Raw genomic sequence first — 18,877 nt, 5'->3', positions numbered from 1 at the left:
TGTTCACTGAGTATTAATTTTTATAGTGTGACGTAAAATTATGTTGTTTGCTCTGCTAAAGGGTTCGTCTCTACATTAGATTCTTTACGTAGTCGTGAGAATGTTTTTTGTAATGCTTTAATGATTTCTTCTTGAGGATCATTCGTGTTTTTAATTGATTGAAAGCTTTGATAGAATAAATTATAAAGGGCTGAAAAGCTTCTTTTTCCAAGTGTTAGGGTTGTATTTTTCTGAATATCGTTCCCAATATTATTGAACAATTCATTGCGTTTATCTGCTTTTAACTGATCAATGTTGTCAATGGTTTTAATGCGGTTTTTAGCGTAATCACAAATTTTATTTATCATTTCTTTTTTTGCTTCATAGGATAATTTTGAATTATAAGCCTTATGTTCTGAGTGTTTACGCTTTGTAGTTAATTTTCTTTTTTCTTTTTTTAATTTGTTGGTTTTGTCAAAATCATCAAATGCTTTGCGTAGTTCTTTCAGAATGTTTCTGTGATTGTCTTCTAGTTTTGGGTTTGATTTCATAAGACGCTGAAACATAATATTAAGAGCGCTAAAACTTCTTTCTCCCCTTGTTAGGTCATGTTTTTTTTGAATATCAGTTGCCATAAAGTTCCAAATATTAATTTGAATGAGTGTATGTTTTGATAATTTTATTTCATAACTTTCTTCAATTTTTTTGGAAATGTCATTATAAATAATTTTTATAGATTCGTTTTCTGTGTTGTTTTTCATATTTTCTTTTATGTATTCGCTTGCATCAGAAATTAATCTATCCATATCTTCTTTTTCTTTTAAAAAAATTTTTGTGGTTATTTCATCAATAATGATGTTTGTTGTACAATTAATTATATTGTCCAAAACATAATTAATTATGTCTGTCATCATGTCTTCTTTTTGTTTTGTTGTTAATTTTTTGTTCGTTTTAGTAGGTTTGTTGTTTTTAACATTAAGATTATTTTTGTTGTCGCTTGCTTCTTCTTGTATTTTTTGTTTTTTTATAGGTGGTTCAGAATTATCTAATGTAATAGTTGGGTATAACATAACATTTGGAACATCAATGATTTTGTTTTCAGTGATTATTGGTTGATCATTTTCTTTAAGATCATCATTGATATTAGTAAGATTAATTGGTGTATCTTTTGTTGCATACGATGCAGTTGATAATAAAACTAATGCAAAAATATGCGTATATAGAAGTTTTTTCATGTTTATTTCCATTTAAATAAGCTTTAAGAATAAATATGTTTTGACTTTAATTTATTTATTTTATGTTGTCAATAAAAATGTTTTATATTCATGAATATAGTTTTTTTGTTTGAATAAAAAACTATTTCAATAATGTCTTTAATTTTTCCTGAATCTTTAAACTTTCTTGCGTATTGCCTATTTGGTCAAGATATGTCGCTTTGAAATAAAGGCCTAATGGGTGATTTGGATTTATTGTTAAAGCTGTTTCAATCTTGTTTAGTGCATCTTGAGTGACCTCACCATTTTGGCTTTGAATAAGACATTCAGCATAATTAATCAGAAAATCAGCATCTTCTTTATAAGTTGAAAGGCAAATATCGTATGCAGTCATAGCTTGGGGGAGGTAGTTAATATTTTTATAAGCATCGCCTATAATACGCCAGGATTTATGATCATTTGGGTTTACTTTAAGATGTTCCTCTAATTTTTGAATGAGAGTGTTGAGTTCTTTTTCTTCCTCGCTTTGGTGGTAGGGCCAATCGGGTAAAGAGGGGGATCCTAAAAATGAATAAATACCTAACGATGTAATGCTTAAGAAAGTAATTGTTAAATATAGGTGTTTTCTATGTGCTTTGGGGTTGATTAAAAACATTATGATGAAAGCTAATAAAAGAAAAAAAGCTATATAAATCATTGTTTTTTGCGCCTGTAAAAATAAAGCAAAAAGCCTAATATGCCGCCAAAGGCGATAATTAGACAGCCTAACCAAATAAGAATCACTAATGGGTAATAATGAAATTTAAAACCCCAGCCTCGTTTCAATGGATCTTCCTCACCCAGGACTAAATAATAATCATTTAAAAATTGGGTGTGAAGAGCAATTTCGGTGGTTGATTTTTGCTCGATAGGATAAAGACGCCTTTCAGGGCTTAGAATACCTTTTGAAGCACCATTTTTTGTCAGTTGAAAATCGGCCATTAAGGATAAATAATTGGGGCCTTTGATTTCTTTAAGCGCTAAAAGTTTAAAGACAATGCCTTGAAATTCAATTTGTTGTCCCTCTTTAAGAAGCAATGTTTGTTCCTTGTGCCAGGTTGTTGATCCAATCATGCCTAATAGGGCAATGCCAAATCCAAAATGGGCGAGTAGCATCGGCATTTTTTCAATAATGGCTTGGAATTTATCTTTTTTATACAATTGATAGGCATACAGAATAGTGCCTAAAAGACACCAAAAACTTAAGAAAAGACCTAAAAAAGGATAAAATTTTGTGGTGTTATAATTTAATCCAATAATAGTGCTTAAGATAATGGCGGCAATAAAAGGAGCTGCAATAATATGTTTAATAGTTCGAAAATTACCATGTCGCCAATTCAGAAAAGGGGCGATGGGCAGCAAAAATGCAAATGGAATCATAAGGGGCAAAAAGCTTTTTTCAAAAAAACTGGGATCCAGGCTGATTTGATTGCCATTATAAATTTCAACTAAATAGGGGTAAAGCATTGAAAAAAAGATGATAAGGCTTGCTGCGATTAAAAAAATATTCTGTGCAACAAGGCTTGTTTCTTTTGAAAAAAATGAAAACTGAATCAGTGTTTTTTGAGGCGTTTTATAGAAAAAATAATGGAGAAGGCTTAAGGTAAGTAATCCTAATAATATGCTGAAAAGAATGATGCCACGTTGTGGATCAAGGGCAAAAGAATGGACTGAGGTTAAAAAGCCTGAGCGTACAATAAAGGTACCAAAAACACTTAAGTTAAAAATACATAAGGCTAATAATAATGGCCATTTTTGATCAATACGATTTTTTTGGACAAGGGGTAAAACGTGTAATAAAGCAGTGCCCAAAAGCCATGGCATAAGGGATGCGTTTTCGACAGGATCCCAAAACCACCAACCACCCCAGCCTAATTCATAATAGGCCCAGAAACTGCCTAAGGTGATGCCGATGGTGAGCATGCTCCAGGGCAGGATCGTCCAAAAACGTAAAGTTTTAACCCAATTTTGGGGGAGGGTTTTCTCTTTTAAAAAAGCGAGGCTTATGCAAAAGCAAATTGAAAAACCAACATAGCCCAAATAAAGAAAAGGGGGATGAAAGGCCAAAGCAGGGTCTTGTAATAGGGGGTTCAAGCCTTTGCCATCCGTGGGCGCTGGCCATAGGCGCTCAAATGGATTAGAGGTGAATAATAGAAACGCTAAAAAGGCGATGCTTAAAATTGCATGAAACCCAAGACTATTAGACGTGAAGGGGGTTGATTTTTTATTCATGAACACAAATAAAGCGCCAACAAAGCTGTGAATCCATATCCATAAAAGCATTGACCCTTCATGATTGGCCCAAATGCCTGATATTTTATATAAAAGTGGTTTAGATGTGTGAGAATTTTTAGCCGTTAAGGCAAGCGAAAAATCTGATAATACAAAAGCATAGGCAACACATAAAAAAGCGATGCTAATACATATAAAATTTAGAAGCGCAAGTTGTTGGGGCTGTATCGTTTTTTGATATAAAGGGCTGTTTCCCCAAACAAGGCTTCCTGATTGTAGAAGACTAAGGCTGAAGGCGATGATAAGCGCAAAATGTCCGAGTTCTAGTATAATGATTTTAGCCCATATTTTAGTTTACGCCACCATAACGTTGTTAAGGATATTTTTCAATCTTCTTGGGCAGGTAAAGATTTTTATCATTATTTTTTATAAAAATTTAATAATAAAGTAAATGATTGTTTTTATTGATTTTTAGTTTAAATTATAAGTAATAAGTACAATTACTAATGTTTTACTTTAATAATTATTGACATTTCTTTTGTATTATGCGACAGTGTTGTTCACATTTTTACGTATTATAAAAAATATACAGGGTAACATTATGAAAAAAATTATTACTTATGCTTTAATAGCTACTTTGTGCTGGAATAATTTGTCTTATGCTATTTCTGACGATGGAGATCATTCGCCCTTATCTACGTCTGAATTGGATCTTTATTATTATGAATCTTCGTCTGATAGTGAATTGAGTCCAAGAAGTTCAGATGAATTTATTGATTTAGAAAACAATGAAGAACAGATTATTCAAGATTCTATTGATAAAGCTGTAGAAGAAGCAAGGCCTAATCGAACAAGCCCCTGGATCCGATTCAATAGTCAAAACAAACAAATTGCGTATAATGAATATTATATATCTGGGAAAGATTCTGCTTGTGGCTTCAGAGCATTTGGATATGATTCAAGAGTTCAAGCTGTAGATACGTTAATAGGTGCATTGACTAATCCAGCAATAAACCCAGCAAAAAAAAATCAAATTAAGGAATATATAAAAAATTCTATTTATACTGCTGAAGATGGTGTGTTGTGTGCTATTTTTGGAGCAGATAGACCTACGTCAGATTCAAAGGAGCAATTTGCTTCCAATGAACAGAATCAAATTACTTATTTAAATTATTTTAAAACGCCTGGCATAGAATTATCTTTTCAAATACATTTTGATGATGAAGGTAATCCAATTGAAAATGATAGAAAATATGATTTGATTGATGCTTTTGCTGTTTTAAAAGAGGTTAATCTTTATATATACCGACCTCAGGGTGCAGATAAAAAATTGCGTTTGGCTCATTTTATTTCCTTTAATGCTGCTCGAAAAAACCTTTTATTAATATATAAAGACGCTCATTATAATCGGCTTGCTTTATGTGATGTTGCAGCTGATTGTAATGAAGCATTATTAGATGAAAACAGTGATTTAGAGATTTTAAGAAATTCTTTAAGTCAAGCAGGGGTAAGTGCGTCAACTTTGGATGAATCCCTTTTTACGCATACAAGTGAAGATCCATCTATTTCATATGAAGTATTGCCAGCGTTAACTTTGAATATTTCGTCTGAAAATCAATCTTCATCATCAGCAATAGATTGCGCTTCAACGTTTTCCTCGGTAAGGGATCAAGCAAGATCTAGGCGCGAGATTCAGCCCGTAAGAGAAGCAAGACCTTTGCCTGCTTTTACACGAGAACAAATTCTTCATTTTGTTAAAAATCCTGCAAGTCGCTTAGGCGCTTTGGGGTGTAATGATTCTTGCCAAGCTGCTTATGCGTTTTTAAAAGAAAAAGAAGATCTTGAGTCAAAATGTGTTTTAGTCCGATTAGCGCTTAATCATAATTTTATTCCACATGGAATGAGTCTACGATGTTTTTTTAACGAGTTGCTTGTTAGTATGCAGCAATCTATAAAAACTGCCAATCAAGAAAGAATAAGACATTATCTTAATGTTTATATTGGTAAAATATATATTAAATTAGGAGAATTTGATAAGGCTTGGCGTATTTTTAAAGGATTGAGTAAAAAATATACGCAAACTTTTTTAGTTGATATGGTTGAAATGATTATTGAGCATGATTTTTTGCCAGAGAATATGAATCAATGGGAAGCCTATAAATATGCAATGGATATTTTGGATGATTTATATCAATCTGGAAATGGTAAAGCACCGCATAGTCAACGTAACGGAAGAGCTCAAAAACCAACAAAAAATATAGAAGCGCCGGATTATCTTACAACGCGGATTGTAAAACAGCGCGTTGAATCTCTTAAAAGGCAGAGAAGGGTCGCAATAGAGCAAGATGCTCCAGTTGAAGAAGAAGATCAAGGTGAAGCAATTGAAAGAAGCTGTTATTCTACTTTTCAGGTCCAGAGAGATTTAGAAGCGAGCGTTTTGTCTGAACGGAGAGAAAGAGCGGCGCAAAGTGTATTAAGAAACGGACGTTATGATGGTGGACGCGATGTTCGAAAACGTCCAAGAGAAAATATTGAAAGTGATTCTGATAATGATTTAATGCATCATGCGAAGCGTAGCAGGACAACAGAGGTATCTCTAATTCAGCGTGATGATGTCGCCACAGTGTTAGATTCATCAGACTCTTCAAGTGCAGATGATGTTGAGATTGATTTCTTTGATGAAGAAAATGAGCAAATAAAAAATAGAATACGTTGCTTAATTATTAAGGGAAAATGTTTTGGAAAACAAAAGAATAATAAAAATTCTGTTAATTTTTATTTAAAATCACTTGAGCTTCTTGATAAACATGATGATGTCAATTTACGTGTTCAAACTTTGATTGGGCTTGGGAATGCTCGATATACAGATAGTGATCATCAATCTAATGTAGATTGGTATCTTGAAGCATTGCAGCTTTTAGGTGAAAGTGATGATATTAGTTTGCGTGCTCAAGCCTTGATCGGTCTCGGCAATGCTCGATATGCAGATATAGGACACCGAACTGATGCAAGTTGGTATAAAGAAGCATTGGATGTTTTGGGAGATTCCGGTGATATTAAGTTACGTGCTCAAGTATTAGTTAGTATTGGCAATGCTCGATATGAGGATCGTGATCATAAACGTAAAGATTGGTATCTTAAAGCATTGCAACTTTTAGGTCGTAATGGTGATGTAAATTTACGTGCTCAGGCTTTGATTGGTCTTGGTAATATGCGATATGCAGGTGATGTGCATCAATCTGATATAGGTTGGTATCTTGACGCGTTGAAGCTTTTAGGTGAACGTGGTGATATTGCTTTACGCGCTCAAGCCTTGATTGGTCTTGGTAGTGCTCGATATACAGATGATACGCATCAATCCGACGCCGTTTGGCATCAAGAAGCATTGAAGCTTTTAGGTGAGAGTGGCGATATCAATTTACGGGCTCAAGCCTTGATTGGCCTTGGTAATGCTCGATATATAGATGTTGGACATCAATTGAATGCGGCTTGGTATCTTGAAGCATTGAAGCTTTTAGGTGAGAGTGGCGATATTAATTTACGGGTTCAAGCCTTGATTGGTTTAGGTCGTGCTCGATATAAAGATGATGATCATCAATTCAATGCAGATTGGTATCTTGAAGCATTGGAGCTTTTAGGTGATTGCGGCGATGTAGGTTTACGTGCACAAGCGTTGATAGGTCTTGGTAATGCTCGGTATGAGAATCGTGAACATAAGCGTGAATATTGGTATTCTGAGGCATTGCAACTTTTAGGTCGTAATGGTGATATCAATTTACGTGCTCAAGCGTTGATAGGTTTAGGTAATGCTAGATATAGGGGTGAGCAGAATAAATGGTATTTAGAAGCATTGAAGCTTTTAGGTGGGCGTGGTGATGTTGCTTTGCAGGCTCAAGCGCTGATTGGTCTTGGTAATGCTCGATATGAGAATAGAGATCATAAACGTGAAAATTTTTATCGTGAAGCATTACATCTTTTAGGTGAGAGTGGTGATATTAATTTACGGTCTCAAGCTATGATAGGTCTTGGTAATGCTCGATATGAGGATCGTGATCATAAACGTGAACATTGGTATTGTAAAGCATTGAGGATTTTAGGTGAAAGTGGCGATATTAATTTACGCGCTCAAGCATTGATAGGTCTTGGAAATGCTCGATATATAGATGTTGACCATCAATTCAATGCGGCTTGGTATCTTGAAGCATTAGACATTTTAGGTGAACGTGGTGATATTGCTTTAGGTGCACAAGCGTTAATTGGTCTTGGGAATGCTCGATATACAGACAACAAACATCAAAAAAATGCAGATTGGTATTTAGAAGCATTGCAGCTTTTAGGCGATCGCGGTGATATTAATTTGCGTGCACAAGCGTTGATAGGTCTTGGCAATGCTCGGTATGAGAATCGTGAACATAAGCGTGAATATTGGTATCATGAAGCATTACGACTTTTGAAAGGGAGTAGCAATCGTGCTCTTATTCAAAAAGCACAGGAAGGACTCGGCAGGGTATAATATTATGAAGATAGATAATTATTGGTCGTAGAAAACTACTAGGCAAACTACCGGCTTTGATCGGTAGTTTGACAAATGTATAGCACATGGCTAAGATTAAAAAAACTTCTAAGTTTATAACAAGCTTCTTTTTTTATTGCAGTACTTTAATTATTAACTAGTTTTTTTTGTTCATTTTTTTTACGAATTTTTCCATATCTTTTGCATCCATTCTAGGGTTTCTTATTTCGACTTTACATTTAAGTTTATCGACGCCAAAGAATTTCCAAGATTTTGATTGATGCACTTTAACATTATGATACTCACTTGCTTTGAGTTCCTTATTGGGAACCGAACAACTGGCAGGTCTTGCTTTAGCGTTTAATGGTTTTATTTTAAGAGTTGCGCCTTTTTTAAGGTTTTTGCTTGTATTAAGTGATAGCTTTGAATCAAGTGTTTCACTCATGCAGGGTCCGTTGCAGGTTGGGTGTTTAACGTCAATTTTAATTTTATGTTGCGCGTCATTTTGAACATTTACTGTAAATCCATCATGTGCACAGAATAAAAAGGATGTTGTGATAAGTGTATATAATAGCGTTTTCATTTTATTTCTCCATGGTTAAAACAAAAAAACTTCTATTATAATTTTAGTTTAAATTATATTAATAAATAGTTAAGTAATATATATTTATTATTCTGTTTGTTTTTGTAATTGTATTTTAATGGAATTATACATAATGATTTAATTTTAAAAACGTGCATAAAATTAAAAAATATTTAAATTTGTATTTGGTGAAATTAATCTTCATATTTTGGTTAGCAAAGTTGATATAAAAACTTGATTTTCTTTAAGATTTTATATATAATTGATGTTTAATGTAGAAACTTAATCATTAAAGGTCAGTGTTCATGTCGGTTTTATTCAAAGATGGTCTTGTTTTCCAAGGAAAAAAAATTCTTCCTTCGGGTTTTTGTGTTCTTGTGGAAGGTAATGTCATTAAACGTGTTGCGCCACATGCAGAGTTTGTTGGCTTTGATGGTGAGGTTATTTCTTTAGAGGGAAAAACCCTTTTGCCTGGTCTTATTGACTGTCATGTGCATCTTGTTTTTTCTGGCCAATCAGATCTACAAGCAACGGTTAGCACATTAAAACAACATGATCTTGTGTTGCGATCTTTATATAATGCGCAACAAATTCTTGAAGGTGGCGTAACGTCAATCAGAGATTGTGCTGGCCATGATTATATTGAAGTTGCTGTCAGGGATGCCTGTAATGCAGGTTTGTTTAAGGGGCCTACCATTAAAGTAGCAGGTAAGGCTATTTGTATGACGGGTGGACATATTCATTTTATGGCGCGTCAAGCTGATGGTCCTCAAGAAGTTATTAAAGCGGTACGTGAACAAATATTGCATGGCGTTGATCTTATTAAATTAATGGCAACAGGTGGTGTTGTAACGGAAGGTGTCAATCCTGAAGATAGTCATTTTGATGATCAGGAATTGATTGCTGGTGTTAAAGAAGCACATCGTTTCCAAAAAACGGTTGCGTGTCACGCGCAAGGATCTGACGGTATTAAAAATGCTGTGCTTGCAGGTGTTGATTCTATTGAACATGGTATTTTCTTGAACGATGATTCGATGAATGAAATGGTTAAACGTGGTACATTCTTAGTGCCAACCATTTGTGCACTTAAAGCAATGCTTGATGGTGATGAAATTCCCGATTATATGCGTGAAAAATGTGCGCGTCTTGAAGATCGTCAAAAAGAAGCAATTATAAGCTTTTACAAGGCCGGTGGTAAACTTGTCATGGGAACTGATTCAGGCACACCAGGTAATCATCATGGCGATAATGCTCAAGAATTACAATTTATGGTTGAAATGGGTATAAGCCCAGAAGATGCATTAATTGCGGCGACGTCTAATGGTGCAGATCTTATGCGTTTGAAAGATCGTGGGTCGATTCAAGAAGGCTATAAAGCAGATCTTTTAGTTGTTGAGGGTAATCCTTTTAATCATATTGCTAAGGCGTCTGATAAAAACAATCATCAAATTGTCATGAAAGATGGTGGTATTGTTGTTGATCGTCGAACTTCAATTGCCCATAAAATGTCTTTAGCAGCTTAGAATTTTAGTGTTTGGCGTACTTTATTTTGTGCGCCAAATATAAGTACGTGTGTTGTTCCTTGTCTGAATTTCAAATTATACCAATTTCAGAAATGATTAATTAGTTTTTATAATTTTTTAGGTTTCAATATTTATGGAACCGCCCTCTTCCTACGTCCCGCGACTTGTTCGCGGGATCCAGTCCTAGAACTTACAAAGAGAAAAAATTATTTTTTTTCAGCACATTAAACAAGATGCATCTTTCTTTGTCATTGTAAGACTGGATCCCGTGGACAAGCCACGGGACGTAGGAAGGGAGAAAAAAAGTTATTCATTTAATTTTGAAAACACCCTATTCTTTTTTGAAAATGGTATTATTTCATAATAAGTTTTTTTTAAAGTAATTCTAGGTTTATTGAAGAAAATATAACTTGTATTTTAGTTTTTAATTTAAATTTATAAATATTAATTTTGCATGTTTAATATTATTTATTGAAATATTAATTTTTAAATGTTAATGCTCAATAGTTTTATAGTTGTATGTTGAATTTTTTTTTGACATTAACAAAATTAAGTGGTATTCAATATGTAATTTAATATTTTCATTAACAAAAGGCGATTTACATGAAAAAACTAACATTTATTTCTTTATTAGCATTTCTTTCATTGGAATTTAAAGCAAATGCATGGGTAGATACTCAAAAATTTGAAACAAGTTTTATTAATCACTTTAATATTTCTGTAGAACAACTAGATGCAACACTTCAAAAATTGATTTTTGAACGACAAAAACAATTAGAAGGAAAAAGCACTATTGAATCAAATATTTTTGCAGAAGCAAAATATTTACCTGATACAATGACCCGAATTAATAAACTAAGTCAGTTTCAAATTTGTAATCAAAGGGATTTAATTACAGCAACTACATTAGCCTTATCGTTAGAGCGTTTTTTTAAATTAGAATTAGAAATAGGTCAGGCAATTATTGATGATAGTATAAGAGTGCCACTTAAAGACTTATTATCATACATATTGAACACTATTTTTGATTCACCGTTCTATTCTAGCAGTGATTTAATAAGTCAATTTCAAATTCTTGAAATTGGTTATAATGCACAAATATTAACAGGCATTAATGGGTTTGATCTTCTGTCAAAATACTCTAGTCTTCTAACACTCGCCTGCGACAATGAGTCTAATTTAGTAGGTGATATTTTCATCAAAATAGAAGAATTAAATGCATCTACACTTATACAGTCAGATGAATCGCAAAGTTATAATTCTTCTACTTTTCCAGAATATACATCAAGTTCTTCATCCTCAGCAATTTCAGCGAGTTTGACACCAAAAACACCTAAAAGTGTTGAAATTAGTCTATCAAAATTAAAAACCGCATTAGCAAACTTTAATTACGAAGAATTCATAAAAATCGCTTATGAGTTAAATGAAGTATTAAAGGAAAACGTAGATCAAAAAAAATTAATCCTTACAACATTTATAGAAATTTTTAATAATTTCATAGATAAAAATTTGGTAAACAATTTATCGTGGAATGAAGAGAAAACACTCATTATTATTGCTCTAAACGATCATTTCGGTTCACGCATTAATGAATTTGGATTGCTCCGAAAAGCAATTTACGAAAAAAGTTTTAGTTCCATAGAAGGGACAGATTTATCAACAGTTACTGAAACGAGCGATACATCCTCTAGCAGTAGCTCTAGTGAGGTTAAATCTTCATCGTCTGACGATGATGTAATGGCCGAAACGTTGATTTGCCTCGGACATCTATTAAAGGAAAATAATTTTGATCAAAGCAAAGTTGACACAATGACAAAAGGAGATATTGTTAACTTTTTTAAAAACGCTACTATCCCAATAAAAATAGCAGCAGATTTTAATGCATTAACTGAGAATCAAAAAGTTAAAGCTTTTTGTGAAATGTTTTTTCTTGATTTATAGTACAAATGCAATGCCACGGGGTATGTCTCGTGGTGTTGCCCTATTATTTTCATTATAGTTAAATAACTTCAAATTGATACATCGTCAAACTTTTCTCATGTAGGAAGAGACTACACATTGCCCGTTATTCCTTGTCTGAATTCAAAGTTATTTAACTATACATAAATTGTCTTTAGCTACTTAGCATTTTATTGTTTAGCGTACTTGTTTTGTGCGCCAAATAAGTATGTGTATGAGTTCCTACTATAGTATTCATTTTAATGTTTTTGGTATTGAAGTATTTTTGTTTAATTTAGTATTAATTTTTATAAAAAAATAAGTCTTTTCAAGACAGTTAAAAACTTAACATGTTTTTCTGTTCTTGTGGATATCGATTATGCTCTTTCTTGTTTAAATTTAAGATGTTCTTTTTTAAAATAATTATATGTTTGTATTAAAAAATACAATTTTTCTTTTATTTTTTAATTTAAATTATTAAATAATATTAATTAATTATGTTTTGTTGTTATGTTGTTTTTGTAAAATTATATTAGTTTTATTTATCATATAGTTGCGTTATTTGCTTAAAATTTATTATCGATGTACTATTGTTCTACAAATGATAAAAACATAAATGGGAGACTAAGTGTGAGTAAAGATCAAAATCAAAATCCAGGTCAACAAAGAGATCCTAATCAAAAACAAAATCATGGTGGAACAGGAAGTACTAATCCAGGTGGTGGTACAGGCGGCGGATCTGGTGGTGGCAGCGGTGGATCAGGCGGCGGATCTGGTGGTGGCAGCGGTGGATCAGGTAGTGGCACTGGTGGACAAAAAGGCACTAGATAAAATTTGAGCGTTTTTAATTTTCGACGCTAGAACATAGTCAATAGAATTGAGAAGTAGACAAGGAACAACCAGCGAAGTGTATCCTTATATACATGAGTGAGGCGTGACTGTATCCTACCAATGTCTATTGACTATATATCGTAAAAAGGCTGTAGATCTTTGTTTTGCAGCCTTTTTATAAAAAGTATTTATACGTTAATTACAAAATATGCGTTACTTAGGTAAATCGCTTGTTTTGAAACATGGGGAGTAGACAGATGAATGAAGATATTTTTAAAGGATACTGGCATGAAATCAAAGGAAAATTAAGAAATCAATGGGGTAAGATTACAGACGATGAAGTTGCTCAAATGAAAGGTTCTTACGAAGAACTGCATGGGTCTTTACAAAAAAATTATGGCTATCAAAAAGAACAGGCCGAAAAAGAGATTAAAGATTTTTTTGATAAAAATAATTGGAAAAACAAGTAAGTTAACTTTTTACCAATCTACGGGACAAAAATTTAATTAGGACTCGAAACTTACCAAATGCCCAGTTGTTTCCCTGAACAGGCGAGAAGCAAAGCTTCGAGCACGGATTCAGGGTCCAGTTAAAAAGCATGATCGAAGATCATGACATGCTTTTATATAATAGAGTTATGCTCTTACGAGCATATATTTCTTTCTGGACCCTGAATTTGCGTATGAAGCGTCGCTCCAACGCGTTCAGGAAAGCAAAGGTATTTGCATGAATATCGCCGCTTATTTTTGATAATAAGCGTAGGTTTAAACCTTAGTTGTTTTTGTATCGTCTATGCCTTTTCTTAAGTTTTTACGCGCTTCTTTTGCTAATTTTTCATATTTCTCTTTGATTGTTTCAAGTTCTTTTTGTGTAAGCTCTTCAAGGTCTAAAAGAGCATTATGTGCGCCTTCATGGGAGCGAATGAGCTCATCAAGTTTTATTTGAACAGCTTCGTTGTCGCGGTTTTGAGTATTTTGTACTAGAAAGATCATAAGAAAAGTCAAGATTGATGTTGATGTATTGATGACAAGCTGCCATGTATCAGAATAATTGAAAATAGGACCAAGAAGCACCCAAGCAATGATAATGCAAACGGAGGAAATGAAAGTTACAGGATGACCGGCCAAAAGCGCACATTTACGTGCAAAATTAGAAAAAATCTTCATTATTTTCATTATGTTTTCCTCGTTATGTTTGTAACTGCCCAAGAGGGAGTGAGAGTTTTAAAGATCTCTCTTCCTACGTCCCGCGGCAAAACCCGCAGGATCCATAAAACTTTAGAAATCTGACAAAGACTTACATTGCACTTTTGACCCATGGACACCGTGGGTTTTGCCGCGGGGCGTAGGAGGGAGGGCTTGGCGATCATTTTATTTTAGTGTAGATAGATCTAAAGTCAAATAATCATTGTAGTGGTAAAATTAAAATCATCTGCTTTGTTTATTGGATGGCCTTCAAAAAGTAAGAATATTGTACATTTTTCTATTTTAAAAGAATATCATTCTAAAATTCTGTGTTCAAAATCTATGAATTGACTTTTAATCATTGTATAATGTATGTCTTAAGCTAATTATAAATTTTGGGTTTTTCAAATGCGTGTTTTATTTTTTGTGCTACTTGCAACTTTTTGTGTGTCTAAAACTGAAGCTCTTATCATTAATGAGTCAGCGATTATGCAGAAAATTTTCAATAAGGAAATTTATCATCCCGACTATCCAAATTATTTTGATTTATCAGATTTAATTTTGAATGATGATGGATCACCATTACCTTCAGGACTTTGGTATTGCAGCAATAATGGTTTTTTTGAGAATTTCAATGCTGACTTATCGGAAGGTTTTACAGTTATTATAGCTGATGTTGATGAAAGGTATGCGATTCTTTTTAAAAGGAATGATGGTTCTTCAAAAGATTTTTGTATAGATCAATTGAAATACAACGACAATGATTTATTTGTTGTGGGGGCCGTTATTGCAAATATGAAAGCTGGATTGAGTGCTATGTTAGGGTATGATGAAGAAGACCCTACTTCAACGTTAAAATCTTTGGACGCGCAGATTCAGAGTATTGAGCAAACACCTTATTTATTTGAATATGGATATTCTGACGACATAATTTATGATGAATCTTATGTTATGTCTAACGCTCTACAAGAGCATTTGGATGGGTTAAAGGTACAACGAGCTTCTCTAACGGAATTTACGCAACAACTTTTATCGTTAGATCAAATTTTGGCAAGATTATTTGCTGATGAAACAACACAACATTTTGAGCTTAATAAAATGTTAATTATTTTGCAAAGTATGGGCTTTTTCTGAATCTAAGGTCGATAATTTATTATTTTCTTTTTCGTCCATTTTTTGAATGGGTTCAAAGCTTTTGGGTAATGACGGATACGACTTAGGGTAACTGCCAATGGGGCCTGGTTGAACAAGCTTTCCTTTTTTGCCACAAGCGCTAAGTGACAATCCTAAAAATAAAATGGTAAATAATAAACGCATCATCCAAATATCCCTTTTTTCGAACGAATATACTCGATTTCTTGACGAATGTCTTGAAGTTTTTGACGTATTTGATGTTTATTTTGAATAAGTTTTTCAGAACGTAAAACCTGTTGCATAGCATCATCTATGTTTCCGATGGACATGTTTTTCTCAGCCAAAGCGTAGGCAGCCATCCCAATATCCCCATTTTGGCCATAGGCTGTTGCAAGAAGCTCCCAACCAAAAGTATTTTCAGGTTCTGTAATAAGTGCTTTTTCAAGATGCGCAGAAATTTCAGCTAATTTAGGGTTAGGGAGTGCAAGTTCAATTTGAGCAAGGCTAATGTGCATAAGGCTTGCATCGGGTTTTAAAGAGAGTGCTTTTTGATAGCAGGGCAGGGCTTCCTGTGTTTTTCCAGCTTCAAATAAGATTTGTCCTTTAAGCTCATGAAAAAAAGGATCTTCAGGATAATCATTGATAAGTGTATCGAGAATGCTGATGGCTTTAGGTGTTTCAATCTTCTTGTAATAGGCAATAGCACGCCCATAGCGTGACTCAATGGATTGGTCGCCCTCTTTATAATGACGCAGATTTTTGTTGGGGCTATCTAAATGGCCATTTAATTTGGCTGTTAATCTTTTATGTGCATTTAAAATCTCAGGTGAAAGATTTTTTGCGCGATGTGGGGAATGTGTGCATGCATTTTCAATGTGTCGCATACGTTCATCTGTCATCGGATGGCTTAAAAGATAAGGATCCTGAATGGACGTTGAAATGGCTATTTGATGATTAAGGGTTTTGAACATATCGTAAAGGCCTTGTGGCGATTGCCCTGATTTTTCAAGAAAAAGAATTGCTGCTTGATCGGCTGATGCTTCTTGTGTGCGCGAGAATCTTAAAAAACCACGCTGTGCCATACCCATACCAGCCATACCGCCAACGGCAAGTGCTGATGGATCTTTTGTAGCAAGGGCCGCTGCAGCACCCACTAAAAGTCCAGCAAGGCTTGTTCTGCTTGCGCGATCAATTTCAGCATCAAAACGGGTTAAATGACCACCTGCTATATGACCAATTTCATGCGCCATAACACCAATAAGTTCAGCCGGATGTTTTGATTTTTGGATAAGACCTGTGTGAATAAAAAGATTTTGGCCGCCAGCTACAAAAGCGTTTATATCTTTGCTATCTACAATGAAAATGCGTAAGGCTTTTGGATCTAAATGTGCAGCCTCTAAAATAGGTTTGGCATAAGATTTAAGAATATCTTCAATTTCTGAATCTCGAATGAGTGACATGCCATTGCCGCGTGCATTGACATTATTGAAAGATGTTAATAAAAGAATAAGCATTGAAAGGATGCGCATTTTTATGCCCTTGTGTTTTATACTCTTTTTTTAAACCTGCGTTTTAAATAATTTGAGTATAGGGAGTAAGATATAATTACTTCTACCACAAATTAATCAAGAAGAAAATAATTCAGGTCTTAGTCTTGCATTTTATCAATGCCGCTGGTTTTTTTATGATTTTTGGAACAAGGATGGCGTGTCAGGGAAGAATCCCTAACATCCTTAGTAATGATTCGTTTCTTTCTCTATTTGCACGTTTGCGTTCTCTTTTTTGTCTTTGACGTTCCATGATTTCCCAATGTTGCATTGAAATTGAGGGTGTTGCGTATCTGGTTTGTGGTACAGATCGAATTGTGGGTGTGGAATACCGCGTGGGTGGTACAGAAGTAGTTCCAGTTGTTGCCGGAGAAGAATTCATTGATTTGCCGCCAACATAAGTTAACCCAAAGTTACTTGAGTTTTCTGCATAAGAAAATCCAGAAATAATAACATTCTGTAAAAACAAAAGAAAAGACAAACTGCATATTTTCCACATTTTATTAAATCTCCTATTTTATTCTTTTATTAAAGCTATATTCTATTGTTCAGCTTAAAACAAATTATGGAATGCCAAACAATCTGAGTAAATCGTTATTCCTTTTTCTAATCTGTTTTTTTGTCTGCTTTTTTTCCATCCGTTTTTCGAGATAATGCGTTAAGGGACTACCACCACGATATTGAAAAGGCAAATAGACTCCACCTCCATACGGTTGTGTTGAATAACGTGTCGAGGGAACAGAAGTCGTGCCAGTTGTCGCTGGTGAAGAGGACATCGACTTACCTCCAATATATATTATGCCAAAATCATTCACACTATAACCAAAAAGCAAATTCGTGGCGCCTAAGTTTGACAAAAACAAAAAAAACATCAACGCAGTACCCTTAACCATTTCAGCTTTCCTTGTTAACACTACCCTACACTATAATTATACTACATAATTATTAATATTTACTGCAATATTATTGAAAATTTGAAAAACGTTTACTGCACAAGATATAGTTTACGATTTTAGTCAACATGATCCCCTTTCGCAACAGCATTTAAAAGTTAATTTGAATAACACGATGATATATTGAATTTCTGATGTGACAGGCGTATTTTCATATACAAAGAATGCTGTAGCGTTTGTTTTTGCTTCTAGAGTAAAAAACTAAAGATGTTACACTGTATAAATATGTATAAAAAAAATAGGTGTGTCTCATGCGTGCAGATTGGGGTAAACGATTTTTAATCGGGCTTCTTTCAATTATTGGTCTCAACCCATCCTTATGGGCGGATAAACCGCATCGTTGGCAAATGCTGCTTCAGGATCCTGTAACGCCTGTTGCTCATCGTATTGTTTCATTTCATAATCTTTTAATGATCGTGTTGTTGGTCATAGCGGCTCTCGTAACATTTTTGTTGATTGTTGTGATTTTCCGTTTTAATTCAAAAAAGAATCCTGTGCCATCAAGCTTTACTCATAATACATTTTTAGAGATTGTTTGGACGGCTATTCCTTCGATTATTGTTCTTTTTATAATGGTTCCAGGCGCTAAACTTATTTATTTTAGTGACAAAACGCCGAATGCCGAAATGACTTTAAAAGTGACAGGACATCAATGGTATTGGTCTTATGAATATCCAGATCATGGGAATATCAATTTTGAAAGTCGTCTCATTCAAGATGCCGATTTAAAATCAGGGCAAATGCGATTGCTTGACGTTGATAATCGCGTTATGTTGCCGATTAATACAAATGTTCGCGTTATTTTGACCTCTGGTGATGTATTGCATTCTTGGTCAGTACCTAGTTTTGGGGTTAAAACAGATACAGTGCCCGGACGTCTGAATGAAACATGGGTTAATATCGAAAAAGAAGGCGTTTATTATGGCCAATGTTCAGAATTGTGTGGCGTTGATCATGGGTTTATGCCTATTTCTGTGGAAGCCGTTTCGAAAGAAAAATTTAATGCATGGGTTGCGCAATCAAAAGATAAACATGCTTCTATTGTAGTGGATGAGCCTGTCAAGCTCGCTTCAATCAGTTCTAATGCTTTATCTGCATCATCTTCAGTGCCTAAATTATAAGGCAATCTAGGAGAGGTGAGTGCAGCTGAATGTACTTATAAGTATAAGAATGCTTAGACGTGATATAAATTTACCTATGTGATGGG

16 protein-coding genes are annotated in these 18,877 nt (G+C 34.1%); 7 read left to right on the top strand and 9 right to left on the bottom strand.

Annotated features, from left to right (window positions below; genetic code table 11):
* Positions 1-38 precede the first annotated feature (38 nt).
* The 3 genes from Q8L85_06505 to Q8L85_06495 form a co-directional block, all read right to left on the bottom strand.
* Positions 39-1,214, bottom strand: coding sequence for a hypothetical protein (locus Q8L85_06505; GenBank protein MDP1724336.1), 1,176 nt, complete (start codon positions 1,212-1,214; stop codon positions 39-41).
* Positions 1,215-1,335: 121 nt separating this feature from the next.
* Positions 1,336-1,890: a hypothetical protein gene (locus tag Q8L85_06500; GenBank protein MDP1724335.1), complete on the bottom strand. Its 555-nt coding sequence runs from the start codon at positions 1,888-1,890 to the stop codon at positions 1,336-1,338.
* The gene (locus Q8L85_06495; protein MDP1724334.1) at positions 1,887-3,539 is read right to left on the bottom strand and encodes a heme lyase CcmF/NrfE family subunit; all 1,653 of its coding nucleotides are present in this window, start codon (positions 3,537-3,539) and stop codon (positions 1,887-1,889) included. The genes Q8L85_06500 and Q8L85_06495 overlap by 4 nt, the downstream gene beginning before the upstream one ends.
* Before the next feature lie 526 nt (positions 3,540-4,065).
* On the opposite strand from Q8L85_06495, the gene Q8L85_06490 reads away from it, so the two are divergent.
* Positions 4,066-7,977, top strand: a complete 3,912-nt coding sequence (locus Q8L85_06490; GenBank protein ID MDP1724333.1) for a hypothetical protein — start codon at positions 4,066-4,068, stop codon at positions 7,975-7,977.
* 157 nt (positions 7,978-8,134) lie between these two features.
* Here Q8L85_06490 and Q8L85_06485 read toward each other — a convergent pair whose 3' ends face one another.
* Entirely contained in the window at positions 8,135-8,560 is a 426-nt protein-coding gene (locus Q8L85_06485) for a hypothetical protein (GenBank protein ID MDP1724332.1), read from the bottom strand.
* Positions 8,561-8,865: 305 nt separating this feature from the next.
* Here Q8L85_06485 and Q8L85_06480 point away from each other — a divergent pair, with 305 nt between their 5' ends.
* The 4 genes from Q8L85_06480 (at position 8,866) to Q8L85_06465 (ending at position 13,322) form a co-directional block, all read left to right on the top strand.
* Entirely contained in the window at positions 8,866-10,083 is a 1,218-nt protein-coding gene (locus Q8L85_06480) for an amidohydrolase family protein (GenBank protein MDP1724331.1), read from the top strand.
* Positions 10,084-10,686: 603 nt separating this feature from the next.
* Positions 10,687-12,024, top strand: a complete 1,338-nt coding sequence (locus tag Q8L85_06475) for a hypothetical protein (protein MDP1724330.1) — start codon at positions 10,687-10,689, stop codon at positions 12,022-12,024.
* A gap of 627 nt (positions 12,025-12,651) precedes the next feature.
* A complete protein-coding gene (locus Q8L85_06470) occupies positions 12,652-12,852 on the top strand; it encodes a hypothetical protein (protein MDP1724329.1) in 201 nt (66 codons plus the stop codon).
* A 257-nt stretch (positions 12,853-13,109) separates the two neighbouring features.
* A complete protein-coding gene (locus Q8L85_06465; protein ID MDP1724328.1) occupies positions 13,110-13,322 on the top strand; it encodes a CsbD family protein in 213 nt (70 codons plus the stop codon).
* A gap of 294 nt (positions 13,323-13,616) precedes the next feature.
* Here Q8L85_06465 and Q8L85_06460 read toward each other — a convergent pair whose 3' ends face one another.
* Entirely contained in the window at positions 13,617-14,027 is a 411-nt protein-coding gene (locus Q8L85_06460) for a low affinity iron permease family protein (protein ID MDP1724327.1), read from the bottom strand.
* 417 nt (positions 14,028-14,444) lie between these two features.
* Here Q8L85_06460 and Q8L85_06455 point away from each other — a divergent pair, with 417 nt between their 5' ends.
* Positions 14,445-15,170, top strand: a complete 726-nt coding sequence (locus tag Q8L85_06455; GenBank protein MDP1724326.1) for a hypothetical protein — start codon at positions 14,445-14,447, stop codon at positions 15,168-15,170.
* Here Q8L85_06455 and Q8L85_06450 read toward each other — a convergent pair.
* The 4 genes from Q8L85_06450 to Q8L85_06435 all read right to left on the bottom strand — a co-directional run bounded on the left by Q8L85_06450 (position 15,138) and on the right by Q8L85_06435 (position 17,610).
* On the bottom strand, positions 15,138-15,356 hold the full coding sequence (locus Q8L85_06450) for a hypothetical protein (GenBank protein ID MDP1724325.1): 219 nt from the start codon (positions 15,354-15,356) through the stop codon (positions 15,138-15,140). The genes Q8L85_06455 and Q8L85_06450 overlap by 33 nt on opposite strands.
* Positions 15,353-16,699, bottom strand: coding sequence for a M48 family metalloprotease (locus Q8L85_06445; protein ID MDP1724324.1), 1,347 nt, complete (start codon positions 16,697-16,699; stop codon positions 15,353-15,355). Before Q8L85_06445 ends, Q8L85_06450 begins: the two co-directional genes overlap by 4 nt.
* A 181-nt stretch (positions 16,700-16,880) precedes the next feature.
* Entirely contained in the window at positions 16,881-17,216 is a 336-nt protein-coding gene (locus tag Q8L85_06440) for a hypothetical protein (GenBank protein ID MDP1724323.1), read from the bottom strand.
* A 64-nt stretch (positions 17,217-17,280) separates the two neighbouring features.
* Positions 17,281-17,610 (bottom strand): hypothetical protein, encoded by a 330-nt coding sequence (locus Q8L85_06435; protein MDP1724322.1) that lies wholly within the window; start codon positions 17,608-17,610, stop codon positions 17,281-17,283.
* A 311-nt stretch (positions 17,611-17,921) separates the two neighbouring features.
* On the opposite strand from Q8L85_06435, the gene coxB reads away from it, so the two are divergent.
* The gene (gene coxB / locus Q8L85_06430) at positions 17,922-18,791 is read left to right on the top strand and encodes a cytochrome c oxidase subunit II (GenBank protein ID MDP1724321.1); all 870 of its coding nucleotides are present in this window, start codon (positions 17,922-17,924) and stop codon (positions 18,789-18,791) included.
* Positions 18,792-18,877 lie beyond the last annotated feature (86 nt).

Source organism: Alphaproteobacteria bacterium, from assembly GCA_030680745.1.
GTDB lineage: Bacteria > Pseudomonadota > Alphaproteobacteria > JAUXUR01 > JAUXUR01 > JAUXUR01.
This window is presented reverse-complemented; position numbering and strand designations above follow the sequence as displayed.